Origin of the sequence: Auraticoccus cholistanensis (assembly GCF_009742705.1) — a bacterium.
Taxonomy (GTDB): Bacteria; Actinomycetota; Actinomycetes; order Propionibacteriales; family Propionibacteriaceae; genus Auraticoccus; species Auraticoccus cholistanensis.
This window is the reverse complement of record NZ_WPCU01000006.1, coordinates 172,054-187,920: the sequence shown is the minus strand read 5'-3', so window position 1 is coordinate 187,920 and position 15,867 is coordinate 172,054. Positions and strand designations below refer to the sequence as shown.

Sequence of the window (15,867 nt, the reverse complement as noted above, 5' to 3'; positions counted from 1 at the left end):
GTCACCCCGTCACGTCGTAGTTGACGAACCGTCGGGACAGTCCGTAGATGATGAGGGCCAGCACCATGCCGACGCCGAACAGCACCACCGCCAGCGCGGAGGCGTAGCCCAGCTGGGCGTAGGAGAAGGCGGAGTTGTACAGGTGGAACATGTAGAACAACGTCCCGTTGTTCGGTCCCCCGCCGGTGACGATGTAGGCCTGGGTGAACACCTGCAGCGCCCCCGACACCCCCGTCACCAGGTTGAACAGGATGCTGGGCGAGAGCAGCGGCAGCGTGATGGAGAAGAACTGCCGCAGCGTGCCGGCGCCGTCGACGGTGGCGGCCTCGTACAGGCTGTCGGGGATGTTGTTGAGCCCGGCCAGGAAGATCAGCGCGGCGTTGCCGGCACCGAGCTGGGCCATCGTGACGATGATGAGCTTGGCGGAGGTGGGATCACCCAGCAGGTTGGTCTCGGGCACCCCGAACAGGGCCAGGAACTGGTTCAGCAGCCCGAAGCTCGGGTTGACGAAGACGATGAAGATGAAGCTGAGGGCGAAGACCGGCACCAGCGAGGGCAGGTACAGGGCGGTGCGGTACAGCCCGACCTCGGGGACCTTCCGGTTCATCGCCAGCGCCAGCACGACGGCCACCACCAGCCCGATCGGCACGGCCAGCGCCGCGTAGAACAGCGTGTTGGCCGAGGAGATCGCGACCAGCGGGTCCTGCACCAGCCGGGAGTAGTTGCCCAGCCCCACCCACTCCGGGGTGCGGAACCCGGTGTGGTTGAACAGCGAGATCCCCAGCGAGTACACCAGCGGGTAGGCCACCAGCACGAGGAAGCCCAGGATCCAGGGGCTGATGAACAGCAGCCCCAGCCGCAGGTTGCGGCGTTGCCGGGCGGTGTAGCGCCGGCGGCCGCCGGGGCGCACGCCCCCGGCCGGACCCGGCAGCTCGGCCGGGTCGGCCAGTCCGGTGACGGTGGTGGTCACGGCCCCTCACTTCCTGACGTCGGTGTCGGTCCCGCAGAACAATTACTCACTTCGATGGATAAACTCTGCGACGAGACGTGACAGTAGGCTCCTCCTCCAACCAGGTCAAGGGGGTCGCCACCCACCTGCACCCGGCGGAGGAGGACGCGTGGCACCCCGAGGGACGAACCAGCCCAGGCTGGGCGACTACAACCAGAACGTCGTGCTCGACGCCATCCGGCGCCACCCCGGCGGTGTCAGCCGGGTCGAGCTGGGACGGCTCACCGGGCTGACGCCGCAGACCATCAGCAACATCACCCGGCGGCTGATCGAGCAGGCCGTGGTCGACGAGGGCGAGCGCGTGGTGGCCGGTCGCGGGAAGCCGCGGACGCTGCTGCGGGTCCGCCCCGAGCGCTGGCACGCGATCGGGGTCCACATCGACCCCGCCACGCTGACCGTCGTCTCGCTCGACCTGGCCGGCAACGTGCAGGCGCGGCTGACCCGTCCGGCCCCCCGCTCTCCCGAGCCGGAGGAGGTGGTGCGGCTGATCGTCGCGCTGAGCGAGGAGGTCGGGGCCGAGCTGGACCCCGGCAGCGTGCTCGGCATCGGGGTGGCGGCACCGGGGCCCATCGACGTGGTGGCCGGGCGGCTGCACCGCCCGCCCCAGCTGCCCGGCTGGGAGGACGTCCCGCTGCGCAGCGAGCTGCACCGCGTCACCGGGTGGCCGGTGCTGCTGGACAAGGACGTCACCGCCGCGGTGACCGGGGAGCACTGGAGTCCCGAGGGCACCCGCGGGGACTTCCTCTACCTCTACCTGGGCAGCGGCATCGCCGCCGGGGCCGTGCTCAACGGCTCCGTCCACCGCGGCGCCACCAACAACGTGGGGGAGGTCGGCGACATGTACGTGTCGCGGCGCCGGACCGACTCCGACCCCCGGCTGTCGGGGATGCTGCACACCACGACCATGCCGTCGTCGCTGGTCCGCAAGGCCCGGGCCGCGGACGTCCTCGCCCGCCGGGAGGGCCCGGCGAGCGCGGAGGAGTTCGCCGAGCTGTGCCGGCTGGCCGACACCGGCCACCGGGGTGCGCTGCGGGTGCTGCGCACGGCCGCCCGCGACCTGGCGCGCGGCGTCGCCACCCTGGTCAACTTCCTCGACCTCGGCACCGTGGTGATGGGCGGCCCCTCCTGGCCGGCCCTGGCCGAGCACCAGCTCGAGGTGCTGCAGCGCGAGGTCCCCGCCATGCTGACCGCCCGCGAGGACCTCGAGGTCCGCAGCAGCCGGCTCGCCGACGTGGGCGCCGCCCGAGGCGCGGCGGCCCTGGTGCTCGACCACTTCCTGGCCCCGCGGCCGTCCGGGCTGATGATGGAGTGAGGGTTATTAACTCAACCTGTTTGAGTTAGTGTCGGGGCATCCCCTCTTCCCGAACCGAGGAGCCCAACAGCATGCACGATCAGTCGACCCTGCTCGAGGGTCGGGTGCGCCGCTTCGTCGTCGACCACCTGATGCCCGCCCTGCACCGCGGCCGGGCCGCCCTGGACCTCACCGCCTGGCACGTGCCCGACGAGCCGGTGCCGGTGTCCGAGGCGCTGGCGGCCGACTACGAGCCGATCGAGGTGGGCGCCCGGTGGGGCCGCCCGTGGAGCACCACCTGGCTGCACGTCACCGGCGCGGTGCCGGCGGAGTGGTACGTCGACGGCGCGCTCCCCGAGGGCACCCGGGCCGAGCTGTCGGTCGACCTCGGCTTCACCGGCGGCCCGGGCTTCAACGCCGAGGCGCTGGCCTGGCGTCCCGATGGCACCACCATCAAGGGCGTCGCCCCCGACAACAGCTGGGTGCCGGTGGAGGACCCGGCCGCCATCGACCTCTACCTCGAGGCCGCGGCCAACCCCGACGTCGCCCGCGGCTGGGGCTTCCGGCCCACCCCGCTCGGCGACAAGGCCACCGCCGGCGACGAGCCGCTGTACCAGCTGCGCGCGGTCGACGTGGTGCTGCTCGACGTGGCCGTGCAGGAGCTGCTGGCCGACGTGGCCACCCTCTCGGGGCTGATGGTCACGCTGGACCCGGCCGACCCCCGGCGCAGCGACATCCTGCTCGCGCTGCAGCGGATGGTCGACGCGGTCGACCCCGCCGACGTGGCCGGCACCGCGACGGCCGGCCGCGAGGCGCTCGCCGGGGTGCTGGCCTCCCCCGCCGTCCCCAGCGCGCACCGCGTGGCGGCGGTCGGCCACGCCCACATCGACTCCGCCTGGCTGTGGCCGCTGCGCGAGACCGTGCGCAAGTGCGCCCGCACCTTCAGCAACGTCGCCGACCTCGCCGACGCCCACGACGACTTCGTCTTCGCCTGCTCCTCGGCCCAGCAGCTGGCCTGGATCGAGCGGGACTACCCGGCGCTGTTCGAGCGGATCCGCGACCTGGTGCGGCGCGGGCAGTTCGTCCCGGTCGGCGGCATGTGGGTCGAGTCCGACACCAACATGCCCGGTGGTGAGGCGATGGCCCGCCAGTTCGTGGCTGGCAAGAGCTTCTTCCTCGACCGCTTCGGGGTGGAGACCGAGGAGGTCTGGCTGCCGGACTCCTTCGGCTACTCCGCGGCGCTGCCGCAGATCGTGCTGGCCTCCTCCTCGCGCTGGTTCCTGACGCAGAAGATCTCGTGGAACCAGACCAACACGATGCCGCACCACACCTTCCGCTGGGAGGGCATCGACGGCTCGCAGGTCTTCACCCACTTCCCGCCCGCCGACACCTACAACGGCACCATCTCGGGTGAGGAGCTGGCGCGGGCGTCGCGGCAGTACCGCGAGAAGGGCCACGGCTCCATCTCGTTGCTGCCCTTCGGCCACGGCGACGGCGGTGGCGGACCCACCCGCGAGATGGTGGCCAGGGCGCGGCGGACGGCCTCGCTGGAGGGCTCGCCCAAGGTGGAGCTGATGAGCCCGCGGGACTTCTTCACCGCCGCCGAGGCCGAGTACCCGCAGCCGCCGGTGTGGTCGGGCGAGATGTACCTGGAGCTGCACCGCGGCACCTACACCAGCCAGCTGCGGACCAAGCAGGGCAACCGGCGCAACGAGCACCTGCTCCGCGAGGCCGAGCTGTGGGCGGCCACCGCGGCCAGCCGGACCTCTTTCGAGTACCCCTACGCCGAGCTGGAGGAGCTGTGGCAGATGCTGCTGCTGCTGCAGTTCCACGACATCCTGCCGGGCAGCTCGATCGCCTGGGTGCACTCCGACGCCGAGCGCAACCACGCCGCCATCACCGAGCGGGCGCAGGCGGTGACCGACGCCGCGCTGGCCGCCCTGGTGGGCGAGGGCGACCAGGTGCTGCTGGCCAACGCCGCCCCGCACCCCCGCGACGGCGTCCCCGCCCTGGGCGTGGGCCCGGTGGTGGTGTCCGGGTCGGCCTCCCTCGAGCAGGACGGCGACGGCTGGACGCTGCGCAACGAGCGGCTGACGGTGCGGGTGGACGCCGACGGCCTCGTCACCTCGATGGTGGACGCCGCCACCGGGCGCGAGGCGATCGCCCCGGGCACGCGGGGGAACCTGCTCCAGCTCCACCGCGACGAGCCGGTGGCCTGGGACGCCTGGGACATCGACGAGTACTACCGCCGCACCGTCCGCGACCTGACCGAGGCGGAGTCGGTGGAGCCGGTGGAGGCCGGCGAGGCGGCCTGCCTGCAGGTCACCCGTCGCTTCGGGGAGTCCACGGTGGTGCAGCGGCTGGTGCTGGCCCCGGGAGCGGAGAGCCTGCGGGTCGAGCACGACCTGGACTGGCACGAGCGGCAGAAGCTGCTCAAGCTGGCCTGGGGCTTCGACGTGCACGCCGACCGGGCCGCCTCGGAGACCCAGTTCGGGCACGTGCTGCGCCCCACCCACACCAACACCTCCTGGGAGGCGGCCCGGTTCGAGACCTGCGCCCACCGCTGGGTGCACGTGGGTGAGCCGGACTACGGCGTGGCGGTCAGCAACGACTCCACCTACGGTCACGACATCCGCCGGCACGCCCGCCCCGACGGCGGCACCACCACCACGGTGCGGCTGTCGCTGGTGCGCGCGCCGCTGTTCCCCGACCCCGAGGCCGACCAGGGCCGTCACAGCCTGGCCGTCACCGTGCGTCCGGGCGCGCTGGTCGCGCACGCGGTCGAGGAGGGCTACCGGACCAACCTGGCGCCGCGCCAGGTGACCGGTTCCGGGCCGGTGGAGCCGCTGGTGACGGTGTCGGACCCGGCCATCGTGGTCGAGGCCGTCAAGCTGGCCGCCGACCGCAGCGGCGACGTGGTGGTGCGGCTCTACGAGTCCCGCGGCGCCCGCGCCCGCGGCACCGTCGCCGTGGCGGGCGCGACCTCGGTCCAGGCCGTGGACCTGCTCGAGCGGCCCGGCACCCCGGGCGTCCGCCCCTGCGGCGACCTGTCGGGAGCGACGGCCCAGCTGGAGCTGCGTCCCTTCCAGCTGGTCACCCTCCGCTTCAGCCGCTGAGGCCCGCCGCAGACGCGACAGGCTCAGCCCGCAGCACGCGGGCTGAGCTTGTCGGCGTCCGGGGGTCAGACCGCCCAGTAGTAGCTGGCCGAGCCGTAGGCCGGGTACTCGGCCCGGCTGTCGACGTGGGTGAAGGTGCTGTAGCGGATGATCCCGGAGAACCCGGAGGTCTGGGCGTAGCCGATGGTCTGGCTCACCGAGCGGCCGCTGATCACGATGTCGGCGGCGATGCCGTACATGTGCTGGCTGTTGGAGGCACCACCCACGGCGGCGTTGTGGCTGGCGCTGCGGAACCCGCTGTTGACGGTGATCGGCGCGTTCCCGGCCTTCTTGCGGACGGCCTCCAACTTGTACATCAGCCGTCGCACGTTCTCGCGCACCTCGGCCGAGCCGACCTTGCCGCCGCTGAAGCCGGCGCCGTCCTTGGAGTGGAACTCGGCGAAGTCGAAGTGGCGGGTGGAGCCGTCGGCGTCCTCCAGCGCGTTGAGGGCGGCGTGGGTGGCGGGGCCGACCACGCCGTCGGCGGTCAGGCCGTAGGCGCGCTGGAAGCGGACGACGGCGGCCCGGGTGCCGGGCCCGAACTGGCCGTCGACGGCGACGTGGGTGCGTGACGGTCCGTCGGCGGCCCAGCCGGCGACGCGGATCTGGAGCTCGCGGACGTCGGCGCCGCTGGATCCCTCGCGGAGCGTGCGGGTCCAGGTGTAGGCCGAGGCCTCGGGCGCGGACACCAGGCCGACGGTGCCGAGGGACAGCAGCGCGGCCAGCAGCAGGGTGAGGACGCGCACCGCGGCGCGGGAGCGGGCGGGCGAGGGTGTGCGGGGGTGGGTCATGACGAGCCTTCGGGGGTGGGGGCAGGGACAGCTGCCAGGCTAGGCAGCGCCCGCCTCCCCCGTACAGGGCCAAACTCGCCGACCCCCGTCCGGTCAGTCGGTGCCGGACTCCATGGCGGCGCGGTCGAGCAGCTCGGCCTCGTCGTCGGGCCCGGAGCCCCGGGCGATGGCGAGGTACTCCCCCGGGTCCATCGAGCCGACCAGCTCGCCGGTGGCGCCGCCGACCAGGCCCTGCGCGGCGTACTGCTCCAGCCGGGCGCGGGAGTCGGCGATGTCCAGGTTGCGCATGGTCAGCTGACCGATGCGCTCCTCGGGGCCGAAGGGGGCGTCCTCGACGCGCTCCATCGACAGCTTGTCGGGGTGGTAGCTCAGACCCGGGCCGGTGGTGTCGAGGATCGAGTAGTCCTCGCCGCGGCGCAGCCGGACGGTCACCTCGCCGGTCACGGCCGAGCCGACCCAGCGCACCAGCGACTCGCGCAGCATCAGCGACTGCGGATCCAGCCAGCGGCCCTCGTACATCAGCCGGCCGAGGCGGCGTCCCTCGGAGTGGTAGGTGGCGACGGTGTCCTCGTTGTGGATGGCGTTGAGCAGCCGCTCGTAGGCGATGTGCAGCAGGGCCATGCCCGGCGCCTCGTAGATGCCCCGGCTCTTGGCCTCGATGATGCGGTTCTCGATCTGGTCGCTGACGCCGAGGCCGTGGCGGCCGCCGATGGTGTTGGCCTCGTGCACCAGGTCCACCGCGGAGCCGAAGGTCTTGCCGTTGATCGCCACCGGGCGTCCCTGCTCGAACCGCACCGAGACGTCCTCGGGAGCGATCTCGACCGCGGGGTCCCAGGCGGCGACGCCCATGATCGGCTGGACGATCTCGACACCGGTGTCCAGGTGCTCCAGCGACTTGGCCTCGTGGGTGGCGCCCCAGATGTTGGCGTCGGTGCTGTAGGCCTTCTCCGCCGACGCCCGGTAGGGCAGCTTGCGGGCCAGCAGCCACTCGCTCATCTCCTGCCGGCCGCCGAGCTCGCGGACGAAGTCGGCGTCCAGCCAGGGCTTGTAGATGAGCAGCCGCGGGTTCGCCATCAGGCCGTAGCGGTAGAAGCGCTCGATGTCGTTGCCCTTGTAGGTGGAGCCGTCGCCCCAGATGTCGACGCCGTCCTCCTTCATCGCCCGCACCAGCAGCGCGCCCGTGACGGCGCGGCCGAGCGGGGTGGTGTTGAAGTAGACCCGGCCGGCGGAGCGGATGTGGAAGGCTCCGCACTGCAGCGCGACCAGCCCCTCCTCGACCAGCGCCTCCCGGCAGTCGACCAGCCGGGACAGCTCGGCGCCGTACTCGACGGCACGGTCGGGCACGGAGTCGATGTCGGGCTCGTCGTACTGGCCCAGGTCGGCGGTGTAGGTGCAGGGGATGGCGCCCTTCTCACGCATCCAGGCGACGGCGACCGAGGTGTCAAGACCGCCGGAGAAGGCGATGCCGACGCGCTGGCCGATGGGCAGGGAACGGAGGACCTTGGGCACGGACCCACTCTAGGCATAACTATTCCATCTGTCGAATAACTATGCCTCGCACGGGCCAGGCTTCGCAGTCTTGCCGTTCTCGCAAGCACCCTTGCCTCATGCGGGCGGACGACGCACCCTCGACACGTCCACCAGCACGAGGAGACCGATGACGCACGCACCTGACCACGGCCACGCGTTCGACCAGGACTACTGGCAGCAGCACTGGCGGAGCAGGACGAGCGGTCCTGGGTCCATGGCGACGAACCCGCCGAACCCCCACCTCGTCCGCGAGACCGCCGGCCTGACCCCCGGCACGGCCCTGGACGCCGGCTGCGGCGTCGGCGCCGAAGCCCTCTGGCTCGCCGCCCGCGGCTGGCGGGTGACGGCCGTGGACATCTCGGCCGAGGCGCTGGCTGTGGCCGCCGGACGTGGTGCCGGCTCGGGCGTGGAGTGGGTCGAGGCCGACCTCGGCGACTGGGAGCCGGAGACGAGCTTCGACCTGGTGATGACGCACTACGCCCATCCGGCGATGCCGCAGCTCGACTTCTACCAGCGCATCGCCGGCTGGGTGGGCGTCGGAGGGACGCTGCTGGTGGTGGGCCACCTGCCGAGCGCCGCCGGGACCGCCGGCCACCAGCACCAAGCCCCCGCGGAGGCGACGGCCACGGTCGCGGGCATCACCGCGCGGCTGGACGCCGACCGATGGGAGGTCGTCACCGCCGAGGAGCGGTCGCGCACGGTGCCCGGCCACGACGGGAGGGAACGGGCCCTGTCCGACGTCGTCGTGCGGGCCAGGCGGCGCGGCTGACCCACGGCGGCCGGCCCGCCCGGGCTCAGCCGGGGCGTCCGCCCCAGGTCTTCAGCCAGTCCTGCGCCCGCCCGTAGACGGTGGGGATCTGGTTGATGAACTTGTTGGTCGGGCACGTCTTGCCCTGGGCGCTGGACCAGACGGCACCGGTCTGCTTGCGGCACCAGGTCCGACGGTCGTCGGGGTCGTAGGCGCCGAAGTTGCCGTCGATGCCCAGCCGGTGCCAGGCCAGCCCGCTGAGGTTGCCGACGGTCGCGATCCGGTTGGGCACCCCGCAGTGGATGACGGCCCAGGCGAAGATCTTGGCCAGGTTCGTCAGCTGGCTGTCGGTCATCGCGTCGCCGACGAGGCCGGCGTGCTCGACCGAGATGCTCGCGTTGCTGCCGTTGAGGTCGGCGGCGGCGCGGCGGTCCATGGTCTGGTGCTGCCGGGGTGCACCGGAGCGCGGGTTGTAGAAGTGCGCGTAGCTGCCCCCGGCTCCCTTCTGGGGGCCGTAGATGTCGGCGCTCCGGGTGACGGCGATGTGCACCGTGACGCGCCGGGGACTCATCGCGGTGGTCGAGCGGTCGGTGATCGGGTCCCAGACGGCGAAGCGGGCTCGGCGTCGGGGATCGAGGGCCGCCTCGGCCGGGAGGGCGTCGAGTCCGGCCACGGCTGCCGCGGCGGCGGAGCCGATCATGAGCGTCCTGCGCGGGATCTTGCGCGGTTCTGTCATGTCGGGACGCTAACCGGCGCCCGGGTCAGCGCCGCCTGCCGGCACGCGGCTCCTCCGACCACTTATGCCGGCCTGCTGCCACACTGGCCGGATGGAGCGGCGTCACCGGCTGCGGGAGGTCGGCAACTGGCTCAACCTGTCCACGCCGCTCGGGCTGGCCGTCGCCCGGGTCGGCGGCGCCCGGGTCGGCCGCGGACCGCGCGGGCTGTGGCTGGCCGGCGGCTACCGTCCCCGGTTCCCCTTCGCCGCGGCGTTCACCGTGGGGAACGTGATCATCAGCCGGGGACGGCCGGAGCAGCTGCGCGGCGGTCTGCTGGACCACGAGGAACGGCACAGCTGGCAGTGGTTCGCGCTGCTCGGCGTGTTCTTCCTGCCCGCCTACCTGCTGGCGACGGCGTGGTCGTGGCTGCGCACGGGCGACCGGGCCTCGGCCAACGTCTTCGAGGTCGACGCCGGGCTCGAGCGGGGCGGCTACCGCCGGGCACCGGTCCGACCGTTGCCGGACGCCCTCAGCGGTGGGCGTAGAGGTCGCGGAGCAGGGCGACCTCGGCCAGGTGGTGGATCACCTCGCGGTTGATGTGCAGCACCAGCTCGGCCATGGGGTGCTCGGCCCAGTCTCCCTCGGCCGGACCGACCGGTCGGGCCAGCCCCTCGGCGTCGAGGGCGGCCACCCCCGCCCGCCAGGCGCCGTAGGTGGCGTCCAGCTGCTCCAGCGCCTCGGCAGCCGTGCCGACGTAGCGCCACCGGAAGTAGTCCGCCGGCCCCCAGGCGAACTCCGCGCCGAAGTGGGACGCGGACCGCTGGCCCAGCACGCCGACCACCACGTGGGCCAGCCGCCAGGCGATGGTGGTGACCGGCTCGGGCTGCGGCGGCGGGAAGGTGAAGTCGCAGGTCCACTCCCCCGATCCGGGGGCGTCCACCGGGGTGTCGGGCCCGCGGCGACGCAGGCTCCAGCAGCCGGCCACCGGCTCCCACAGGTACTCCTCGTCGGTGAGCCCCTCCAGCCGCGGGCGGGCCTGCTCGCGCCAGTGCCAGTCGAGCTGCTCGTCCAGCTGCTGCGTCCAGTCGATCGCCATGCCGGTCACGATGCCACCCAGCTCTGACAGTTCACCAGACCCGACGGTGGTCGCCGGGACATGGATTCACTCCGATGGTGGTGTCCCTCGCACCGCCAGCGCCCCGAACAGGGTGACGGTGACCGCACCGACCGAGGCGCCGGAGGTCATGCCGCCGCTCACCGCGGCCCACAGGTAGCGGGCCGTGTCGGCGGGGTCGATCACCGCCGACCCCAGCCCGATGCCCAGCAGCCCCGACACCACCAGTGCCGCGGCGGGCGCGGACGGCAGCAGCACCCCGTGCCGGAGCGCGGGCAGCCGGGCGGCCGGGGGCGGTGCAGGGTCGTCACCAGCTGGACTTGGTGACCCCGGGCAGCACGCCCTGGTGGGCCAGCGCGCGCACCCGCACCCGGGACAGCCCGAACTTCCGCAGGTGCCCGCGGGGACGTCCGTCGACGGCGTCGCGGTTGCGCACCCGGGTGGGCGAGGCGTCGCGCGGCAGAGCGGACAGCGCCCGGACGGCGGCGAGCCGCTCGTCGGGGGTGGCGTCGGGACGGCGGACCTCGGCCTTGAGCTCGGCCCGGCGTGCGGCGTAGCGGGCGACCGTCCGCTTCCGCTGCTCGTTCGCGGCGATCTTGGAGCGCTTGGCCATCAGCGGGTCTCCTTGAACTCGACGTGGCGCCGGGCGATCGGGTCGAACTTGCGCAGGGTGAGCCGCTCGGGGTCGTTGCGGCGGTTCTTGCGGGTGACGTAGGTGTAGCCGGTGCCGGCGCTGGAGCGGAGCTTCACCAGCGGACGCAGGTCGTTGCGCTTGGCCATCAGAGCCGCCCTCCTCGGGCGCGGATGTCGGCGACGACGGCGTCGATCCCGCGGGCGTCGACGGTCCTGATCCCGCGGGCGCTGAGGGTGAGCGTGACCTGGCGCCCCAGGCTGGGCACCCAGTAGGTCTTGCGCTGCAGGTTGACGTCGAAGCGTCGCTTCGTGCGGCGGTGGGAGTGCGAGACGGAGTGGCCGAACCCGGGGGTGGCCCCGGTGACCTGGCAGGTGGCTGACAAGAGGTCCTCCTCGTGTACGGTGTGGTTCGAGCATACGAGAATCATTCTCATTAAGCACATCGACCTGGAGGAGCAGAAGTGGCCGTCCCCAAGCGCAGGATGTCCCGCAGCAACACCCGGCACCGGCGGGCGCAGTGGAAGGCGACCGTGCCCGACCTCGTCCCGGTGACCGTGGACGGCCGGGTCGTCCGGGTGCCGCGGCGCCTGGTCAAGGCCGTCCAGCGGGGCCTGGTCGAGGTGCGGGAGCGGTGAGCCGGGTCGGGACGGTGCCGGTGGTCCTCGTCACCGGGATCGACGCCACCGCGATGGCGTCGGTCACCATCGGCTGCCAGTGGGACCTGCCGCGCGCGGTGGTCGTCCGGCACGACCTGCACGTCGAGGCACAACAGCTTCACCGGGTGGTCAGCGACGCCGACGGGGTGGTCGAGCAGGTGGTGCACCAGCTCGACCACGCCTGCGTCAGCTGCGCGCTGCGGGAGGACATCATCCCCACCCTCGAACGGCTCTGCGCGGACGGGCGGTGGGAGGCGGTGGTCGCCCACCTGCCGGTGGCCGCGGAGGCGGTGCAGGTGTGCCGGCTGCTCGAGCTGGACCCGACCGCCGCCCCCCACGCCCGGATCAGCTCCGTGGTGACCGCGCTGGCGGGCACCACGCTGGCCGCCGACCTGCTCGGCGACGACCTGCTGCGTGAACGGGGGCTGCACGCGGCCCCCGACGACGACCGCGGGGTCGCCGAGACCTGCAGCAGCCTGGTCGAGTACGCCGACCTGCTTGCCGTGACGGGGGCCAGCGACGCCGAGGGCCGGGCGCTGCTGCGGGCGCTGGCCCGTCCGGGGGTCGAGCTCGTCACCGACACCTCCCGGCTCGACGGCCGGGGTCTGCTCGAGGGGCTGCACCAGCACGCCCGCACCGAGGCGTGGGTCTCCCCCACCCGACCGCCGACCGTGCCGCTCGTGGTGAACCGGCACACCTGGAGCCTCGAGCTGTCCTCGGTGCGGCCCTTCCACCCGGAGCGGCTGCTGGACGGGATCGAGCTGCTCGGCAGTGCCGGCGTGCGGACCCGCGGCTGCTTCTGGCTGCCGACCCGACCCGGGGACGTCGGCGTCTGGGACGGCGCGGGCGGCCAGCTCAGCATCGGCACCGGCTCACCGTGGGGCTCCACCCGCCCGTTCACCCGGATCTCCGTCACCGGCACCACGGCCAGCCGGGTCCGGATCGGCCGGCTCCGGGAGGACTTCGACCGGCTGCTGCTCGACGACGCCGAGATCGAGGCCCGCGGGATGCTCTGGGAGGCCTTCTCCGACGGCTTCGAGCCCTGGCTGGGCGCCATCCGGCGCGCCGCCGCCTGACCACCGACACCGACCACCGACCACGAAGGAGACCCGTGAAGGTCCGCAACTCGCTCCGTGCCCTGAAGAAGATCCCCGGCGCCCAGATCGTGCGCCGGCGGGGACGGACGTTCGTCATCAACAAGCGCAACCCGCGGTTCAAGGCCCGGCAGGGCTGAACGCCCGGAAGAGGAGACCGCCATGAAGAAGGACATCCACCCCCGCTACGGACCCGTCGTCTTCCGCGACCGCTCGGCCGGCTTCGCCTTCCTGACCCGCTCGACGCTGCAGCCGACCGAGACGGTGGTCTGGGAGGACGGCCGGACGTACCCGGTGCACGACGTCGACGTCTCGACCGCCAGCCACCCGTTCTGGACGGGGCGCGGCCGGCTCGTCGACACGGAGGGTCGCGTGGAACGTTTCCGGCGTCGCTACGGCAGCACGAGCTGAGGCGCGCGGCCTGCTCGGTTTCCCCCCGGACGTCGTCCTCCTGACATGCAGGCATGGCGATGCACGCACACGCCTGCGGGGACGTCGCCCGTGGTCGATCCCCGGTGGTCGCCGCGGCGGCGTCGTCGTCCGGTCCGCGGACGGCGGTGCTGCTGCCGCTGGCCGCCGGGTGGTGGCGGCGGTCTCCCCCGCCGCTCGCGGTCGGCGACCGCATCGCAGCCCACCGAGCGGGCCGAGGCGCTCACTCCACCGTGATGGTGGTCCCGACCTGCCGGTCGCCCTGCTGCACGACCAGCTCGTGCTCCCCGGCCGGCGTCCCGCGCGGGACCAGCGCCGTCCGGGCGAACCGGCCCTCCTCGTCGGTGCGCAGCCGGTAGACCAGGGTGTCGTCGATCCTCACGTCGAGGTAGGCCTCCGGAGCGAAGCCCGCCACGGTCAGGTAGAACCAGCTCCCGCTGGCGAGCGGGCCGTCCTCGACCTCGAGCGTGGGCTCACCCGGCTCGACGTCGGGCGCCGGCCCGCGTCCCAGCCCGATCGACACCGGCACGCCCGCCCCCGCCGACGTCCGCAGCTCGCAGTCGGCGGAGGTGGTGAAGCTGCCGGTGACCTGCGCGGTGTAGGTGCCCGCGCCGTGCAGCACGCCGCGCGCCTCCTCGGAGGTGAAGGTGACCGGGAGCTCCTGGTCCCCGCAGACCAGCACCGCGGTGAGCGGCTCGGTCAGCACGCTCTGCGAGGCGGGGTCGCCGTCGGTGGTGACGGTGTCGGGCACCAGCGAGGTGCCGTCGGCGGAGACCTTCGTGCCGGGGGCGGCCACCAGGGCCACGTCGAGGGTGGTGCTGCGGCCACGGCGCACGGTGGCGTCCAGCCCCGCGGCGGTCCAGGCCCAGGGGGCGCGGCGGCTCTCGTAGTAGTTGGTGTCGGTGACGGTCAGGTGCGGTCCCAGGGCACCGAGGCGCGAGGAGAAGGAGGCGAGGTCCTTGTCCTCGGCACGGCTCCAGCCGGTCTCGAGGATGGCCGCCGCCCGGGGCAGCGCCATGTACATCGCCTGGTCCTCACCGCGGATGGTCTCCGACCACATCGGCGCCTCGACGCCGAGGATGTCCTCCTCGGCCAGCCCGCCCTCGACCACGGTGGTGGGCTCCCACTCGTAGTAGCGCGGGTAGTCGCAGTCGCCGCGGCAGGCCCAGGTCAGCCCGATCGGCGTCATCGAGTCGTACTTCATGTCCAGGTAGGACCGGCCGGCGTCGGAGACCACGGCCTTGCCGCCCTTGGAGACGAAGTCGCGCACCCAGTCGCCGGAGCCGACCCAGTAGTGCACGACCGAGCCCTCCCAGTAGCCCTCGCCCTGGCTGAGGCCCGCCTCGGCGAACTCGGTCCAGCCCATCACGCCTGCGCCGGTGGTCTCGCGGACCTCGGGCACGGCGCGGCTGACGAAGTCGACGTAGCGCTCGTGCCCCATGGCGTGGGACTCGTCGCCCCCGACGTGCACCAGCGGCCCCTGGGTGAGGTCGGCGATCTGGCCGAAGACGTGGTTGACGAAGTCGTAGGTGGGCTCGTGCAGCTCGTCGAGGGCGGAGTAGCCGACGTCGCCGGTGCCGTTCCAGTCGACGACGCCCGTCTCGGGGTCGCGGGCCGGCAGCGAGCGGTCGGTGTTGAGCTCGGGGATGGCGTGCAGGGCGGCGTTGGTGTGCCCGGGGACGTCGATCTCGGGGACGACCGTGATGAAGCGGTCCCGGGCGTACTCGACGATGTCGACGTACTCCTCCTGGGTGTAGTAGCCGCTGCGGCCGAGCTCCTGCTGGTAGCCCTGGGTGTTCATGGCGGTGCGGCCCGAGATCTCGGTCAGCCGGGTGTAGTCGATGGTGTCGCCCTCGACCCGGCCCTCGTTGGTGATCTCGATCCGCCAGCCCTGGTCGTCGGCCAGGTGCAGGTGGAGGTGGCTGGCCTTGAGCGAGGCGAGCGTGTCGATGTAGCGCTTGACCATGTCGACGTCCTGGAAGGACCGGGCCACGTCGAGCATCACGCCGCGGTAGGCGAAGCGCGGGGCGTCCTCGATGTGCACGCTGGGCACCGACCAGTCGGCGTGGACGGGTCGCTCGCTGCCGACCCAGGCCGGCAGCAGCTGGCGCAGGGTCTGCACGCCGTTGTGGGCGCCGTGGGCGGTCCGGGCGGTGATGCGGGCGCCCTCGGCGGTGACGTCGAGGGTGTAGGACTCCTCCGCCGGGGCCTCGCCCTCGACGGTGTAGTCGGCCTCGGCGTCGACCACGATCTCGAGGTCGCCCGCCTTCGCGCGCGCGGGCACCGGGATCCGGTACCCGGTGGCGGTGCGGAGCTCCTCGGCGAGGGCCCGGGCGACCGGGCGGGCGTCGCCGGTGGCGGCGATCCGGGTGGCCGACGTCAGCCGCCACGGCTCCCCCTCACCCTGCTCGACGAGCACGGGCTGAGGCACCAGCGGCAGGGTGCCGGTCTGGGCGACCTCCTGCGGCGAGGCCGCGGGGGCGGGAGCCACCGGGGTGGCCTCGGCGGTGGCGGCGATGGGCAGCAGCGGCGCCGCGAGGGCGGCGGCGGCGAGCCAGGCCGCCGCGACCGCGGCGGGACGGCGGCGACGGGACGAGGGCTCGACGGGGGTCGGCGGGTCGACAGGACGAGGTGACATGGCGGGTCTCCTGCTGGGCGACCCGTGCCTTCGTCGGACCAGGTCGCCGGGGTGGGGTGGGTG

Annotated in this window: 18 protein-coding genes; 8 read left to right on the top strand and 10 right to left on the bottom strand. The window is 73.1% G+C overall.

All coding sequences use genetic code 11. The features are described from left to right. Position 1 precedes the first annotated feature (1 nt). The gene (locus GC722_RS10845; protein WP_331714694.1) at positions 2-970 is read right to left on the bottom strand and encodes a carbohydrate ABC transporter permease; all 969 of its coding nucleotides are present in this window, start codon (positions 968-970) and stop codon (positions 2-4) included. Positions 971-1,118: 148 nt separating this feature from the next. Between GC722_RS10845 and GC722_RS10840 the strand changes: the two genes are divergently transcribed. Together GC722_RS10840 and GC722_RS10835 are read left to right on the top strand one after the other, a co-directional pair. Next, complete coding sequence (locus GC722_RS10840; RefSeq protein ID WP_156610043.1) at positions 1,119-2,321, top strand: ROK family transcriptional regulator; 1,203 nt, start codon at positions 1,119-1,121, stop codon at positions 2,319-2,321. A gap of 71 nt (positions 2,322-2,392) precedes the next feature. Then, positions 2,393-5,416 carry an alpha-mannosidase gene (locus GC722_RS10835; protein ID WP_156610042.1) on the top strand — a complete coding sequence of 1,008 codons (3,024 nt, stop codon included), beginning with the start codon at positions 2,393-2,395 and terminating at the stop codon, positions 5,414-5,416. Positions 5,417-5,481: 65 nt separating this feature from the next. Here GC722_RS10835 and GC722_RS10830 read toward each other — a convergent pair whose 3' ends face one another. Together GC722_RS10830 and argG are read right to left on the bottom strand one after the other, a co-directional pair. Further along, complete coding sequence (locus GC722_RS10830; protein WP_156610041.1) at positions 5,482-6,246, bottom strand: D-Ala-D-Ala carboxypeptidase family metallohydrolase; 765 nt, start codon at positions 6,244-6,246, stop codon at positions 5,482-5,484. A 93-nt stretch (positions 6,247-6,339) separates the two neighbouring features. Beyond that, entirely contained in the window at positions 6,340-7,755 is a 1,416-nt protein-coding gene (gene argG / locus GC722_RS10825; RefSeq protein WP_331714693.1) for an argininosuccinate synthase, read from the bottom strand. A 148-nt stretch (positions 7,756-7,903) separates the two neighbouring features. Here argG and GC722_RS10820 point away from each other — a divergent pair, with 148 nt between their 5' ends. Further along, positions 7,904-8,545 carry a class I SAM-dependent methyltransferase gene (locus GC722_RS10820; protein ID WP_156610040.1) on the top strand — a complete coding sequence of 214 codons (642 nt, stop codon included), beginning with the start codon at positions 7,904-7,906 and terminating at the stop codon, positions 8,543-8,545. A 25-nt stretch (positions 8,546-8,570) separates the two neighbouring features. On the opposite strand, the gene GC722_RS10815 is transcribed toward GC722_RS10820, so the two are convergent. Next, positions 8,571-9,260: a peptidoglycan recognition protein family protein gene (locus GC722_RS10815; protein ID WP_156610039.1), complete on the bottom strand. Its 690-nt coding sequence runs from the start codon at positions 9,258-9,260 to the stop codon at positions 8,571-8,573. 91 nt (positions 9,261-9,351) lie between these two features. Between GC722_RS10815 and GC722_RS10810 the strand changes: the two genes are divergently transcribed. Beyond that, complete coding sequence (locus GC722_RS10810; protein WP_156610038.1) at positions 9,352-9,837, top strand: hypothetical protein; 486 nt, start codon at positions 9,352-9,354, stop codon at positions 9,835-9,837. On the opposite strand, the gene GC722_RS10805 is transcribed toward GC722_RS10810, so the two are convergent. The 5 genes from GC722_RS10805 to rpmB all read right to left on the bottom strand — a co-directional run bounded on the left by GC722_RS10805 (position 9,770) and on the right by rpmB (position 11,370). Beyond that, on the bottom strand, positions 9,770-10,336 hold the full coding sequence (locus GC722_RS10805; protein ID WP_156610037.1) for a DinB family protein: 567 nt from the start codon (positions 10,334-10,336) through the stop codon (positions 9,770-9,772). The genes GC722_RS10810 and GC722_RS10805 overlap by 68 nt on opposite strands. A 66-nt stretch (positions 10,337-10,402) precedes the next feature. After that, positions 10,403-10,612 (bottom strand): hypothetical protein, encoded by a 210-nt coding sequence (locus GC722_RS10800; RefSeq protein ID WP_156610036.1) that lies wholly within the window; start codon positions 10,610-10,612, stop codon positions 10,403-10,405. Between the two features lie 49 nt (positions 10,613-10,661). Further along, positions 10,662-10,967 (bottom strand): 30S ribosomal protein S14, encoded by a 306-nt coding sequence (gene rpsN, locus GC722_RS10795; protein ID WP_156610035.1) that lies wholly within the window; start codon positions 10,965-10,967, stop codon positions 10,662-10,664. Next, entirely contained in the window at positions 10,967-11,134 is a 168-nt protein-coding gene (rpmG, locus tag GC722_RS10790; protein ID WP_156610034.1) for a 50S ribosomal protein L33, read from the bottom strand. The genes rpsN and rpmG overlap by 1 nt, the downstream gene beginning before the upstream one ends. Next, positions 11,134-11,370 carry a 50S ribosomal protein L28 gene (rpmB, locus tag GC722_RS10785; protein WP_156610033.1) on the bottom strand — a complete coding sequence of 79 codons (237 nt, stop codon included), beginning with the start codon at positions 11,368-11,370 and terminating at the stop codon, positions 11,134-11,136. Before rpmB ends, rpmG begins: the two co-directional genes overlap by 1 nt. A 78-nt stretch (positions 11,371-11,448) precedes the next feature. On the opposite strand from rpmB, the gene rpmF reads away from it, so the two are divergent. Genes rpmF through GC722_RS10765 form a run of 4 tightly spaced genes read left to right on the top strand, consistent with a single transcriptional unit; the run spans position 11,449 to position 13,148 of the window. After that, positions 11,449-11,622, top strand: a complete 174-nt coding sequence (gene rpmF / locus GC722_RS10780) for a 50S ribosomal protein L32 (RefSeq protein WP_114127898.1) — start codon at positions 11,449-11,451, stop codon at positions 11,620-11,622. Then, positions 11,619-12,719: a GTP-binding protein gene (locus tag GC722_RS10775; RefSeq protein ID WP_331714692.1), complete on the top strand. Its 1,101-nt coding sequence runs from the start codon at positions 11,619-11,621 to the stop codon at positions 12,717-12,719. The genes rpmF and GC722_RS10775 overlap by 4 nt, the downstream gene beginning before the upstream one ends. 35 nt (positions 12,720-12,754) lie before the next feature. Next, positions 12,755-12,877 carry a type B 50S ribosomal protein L36 gene (ykgO, locus tag GC722_RS18360; protein ID WP_114127897.1) on the top strand — a complete coding sequence of 41 codons (123 nt, stop codon included), beginning with the start codon at positions 12,755-12,757 and terminating at the stop codon, positions 12,875-12,877. A gap of 22 nt (positions 12,878-12,899) precedes the next feature. After that, positions 12,900-13,148 (top strand): type B 50S ribosomal protein L31, encoded by a 249-nt coding sequence (locus tag GC722_RS10765; protein WP_156610032.1) that lies wholly within the window; start codon positions 12,900-12,902, stop codon positions 13,146-13,148. A gap of 241 nt (positions 13,149-13,389) precedes the next feature. Here the strand turns inward: GC722_RS10765 and GC722_RS10760 are convergent, their stop codons facing one another. After that, complete coding sequence (locus GC722_RS10760) at positions 13,390-15,804, bottom strand: beta-N-acetylhexosaminidase (protein ID WP_156610031.1); 2,415 nt, start codon at positions 15,802-15,804, stop codon at positions 13,390-13,392. Positions 15,805-15,867: the final 63 nt, after the last annotated feature.

Bases quoted from the DNA above. Each gene is read 5' to 3' on its own strand.
- GC722_RS10835 (WP_156610042.1), top strand. From the start codon at position 2,393: ATGCACGATCAGTCGACCCTGCTCGAGGGTCGGGTGCGCCGCTTCGTC.
- GC722_RS10830 (WP_156610041.1), bottom strand. From the start codon at position 6,246: ATGACCCACCCCCGCACACCCTCGCCCGCCCGCTCCCGCGCCGCGGTG.
- GC722_RS10820 (WP_156610040.1), top strand. From the start codon at position 7,904: ATGACGCACGCACCTGACCACGGCCACGCGTTCGACCAGGACTACTGG.
- GC722_RS10815 (WP_156610039.1), bottom strand. From the start codon at position 9,260: ATGACAGAACCGCGCAAGATCCCGCGCAGGACGCTCATGATCGGCTCC.
- GC722_RS10810 (WP_156610038.1), top strand. From the start codon at position 9,352: ATGGAGCGGCGTCACCGGCTGCGGGAGGTCGGCAACTGGCTCAACCTG.
- GC722_RS10805 (WP_156610037.1), bottom strand. From the start codon at position 10,336: ATGGCGATCGACTGGACGCAGCAGCTGGACGAGCAGCTCGACTGGCAC.
- rpsN (WP_156610035.1), bottom strand. From the start codon at position 10,967: ATGGCCAAGCGCTCCAAGATCGCCGCGAACGAGCAGCGGAAGCGGACG.
- rpmG (WP_156610034.1), bottom strand. From the start codon at position 11,134: ATGGCCAAGCGCAACGACCTGCGTCCGCTGGTGAAGCTCCGCTCCAGC.
- GC722_RS10765 (WP_156610032.1), top strand. From the start codon at position 12,900: ATGAAGAAGGACATCCACCCCCGCTACGGACCCGTCGTCTTCCGCGAC.
- GC722_RS10760 (WP_156610031.1), bottom strand. From the start codon at position 15,804: ATGTCACCTCGTCCTGTCGACCCGCCGACCCCCGTCGAGCCCTCGTCC.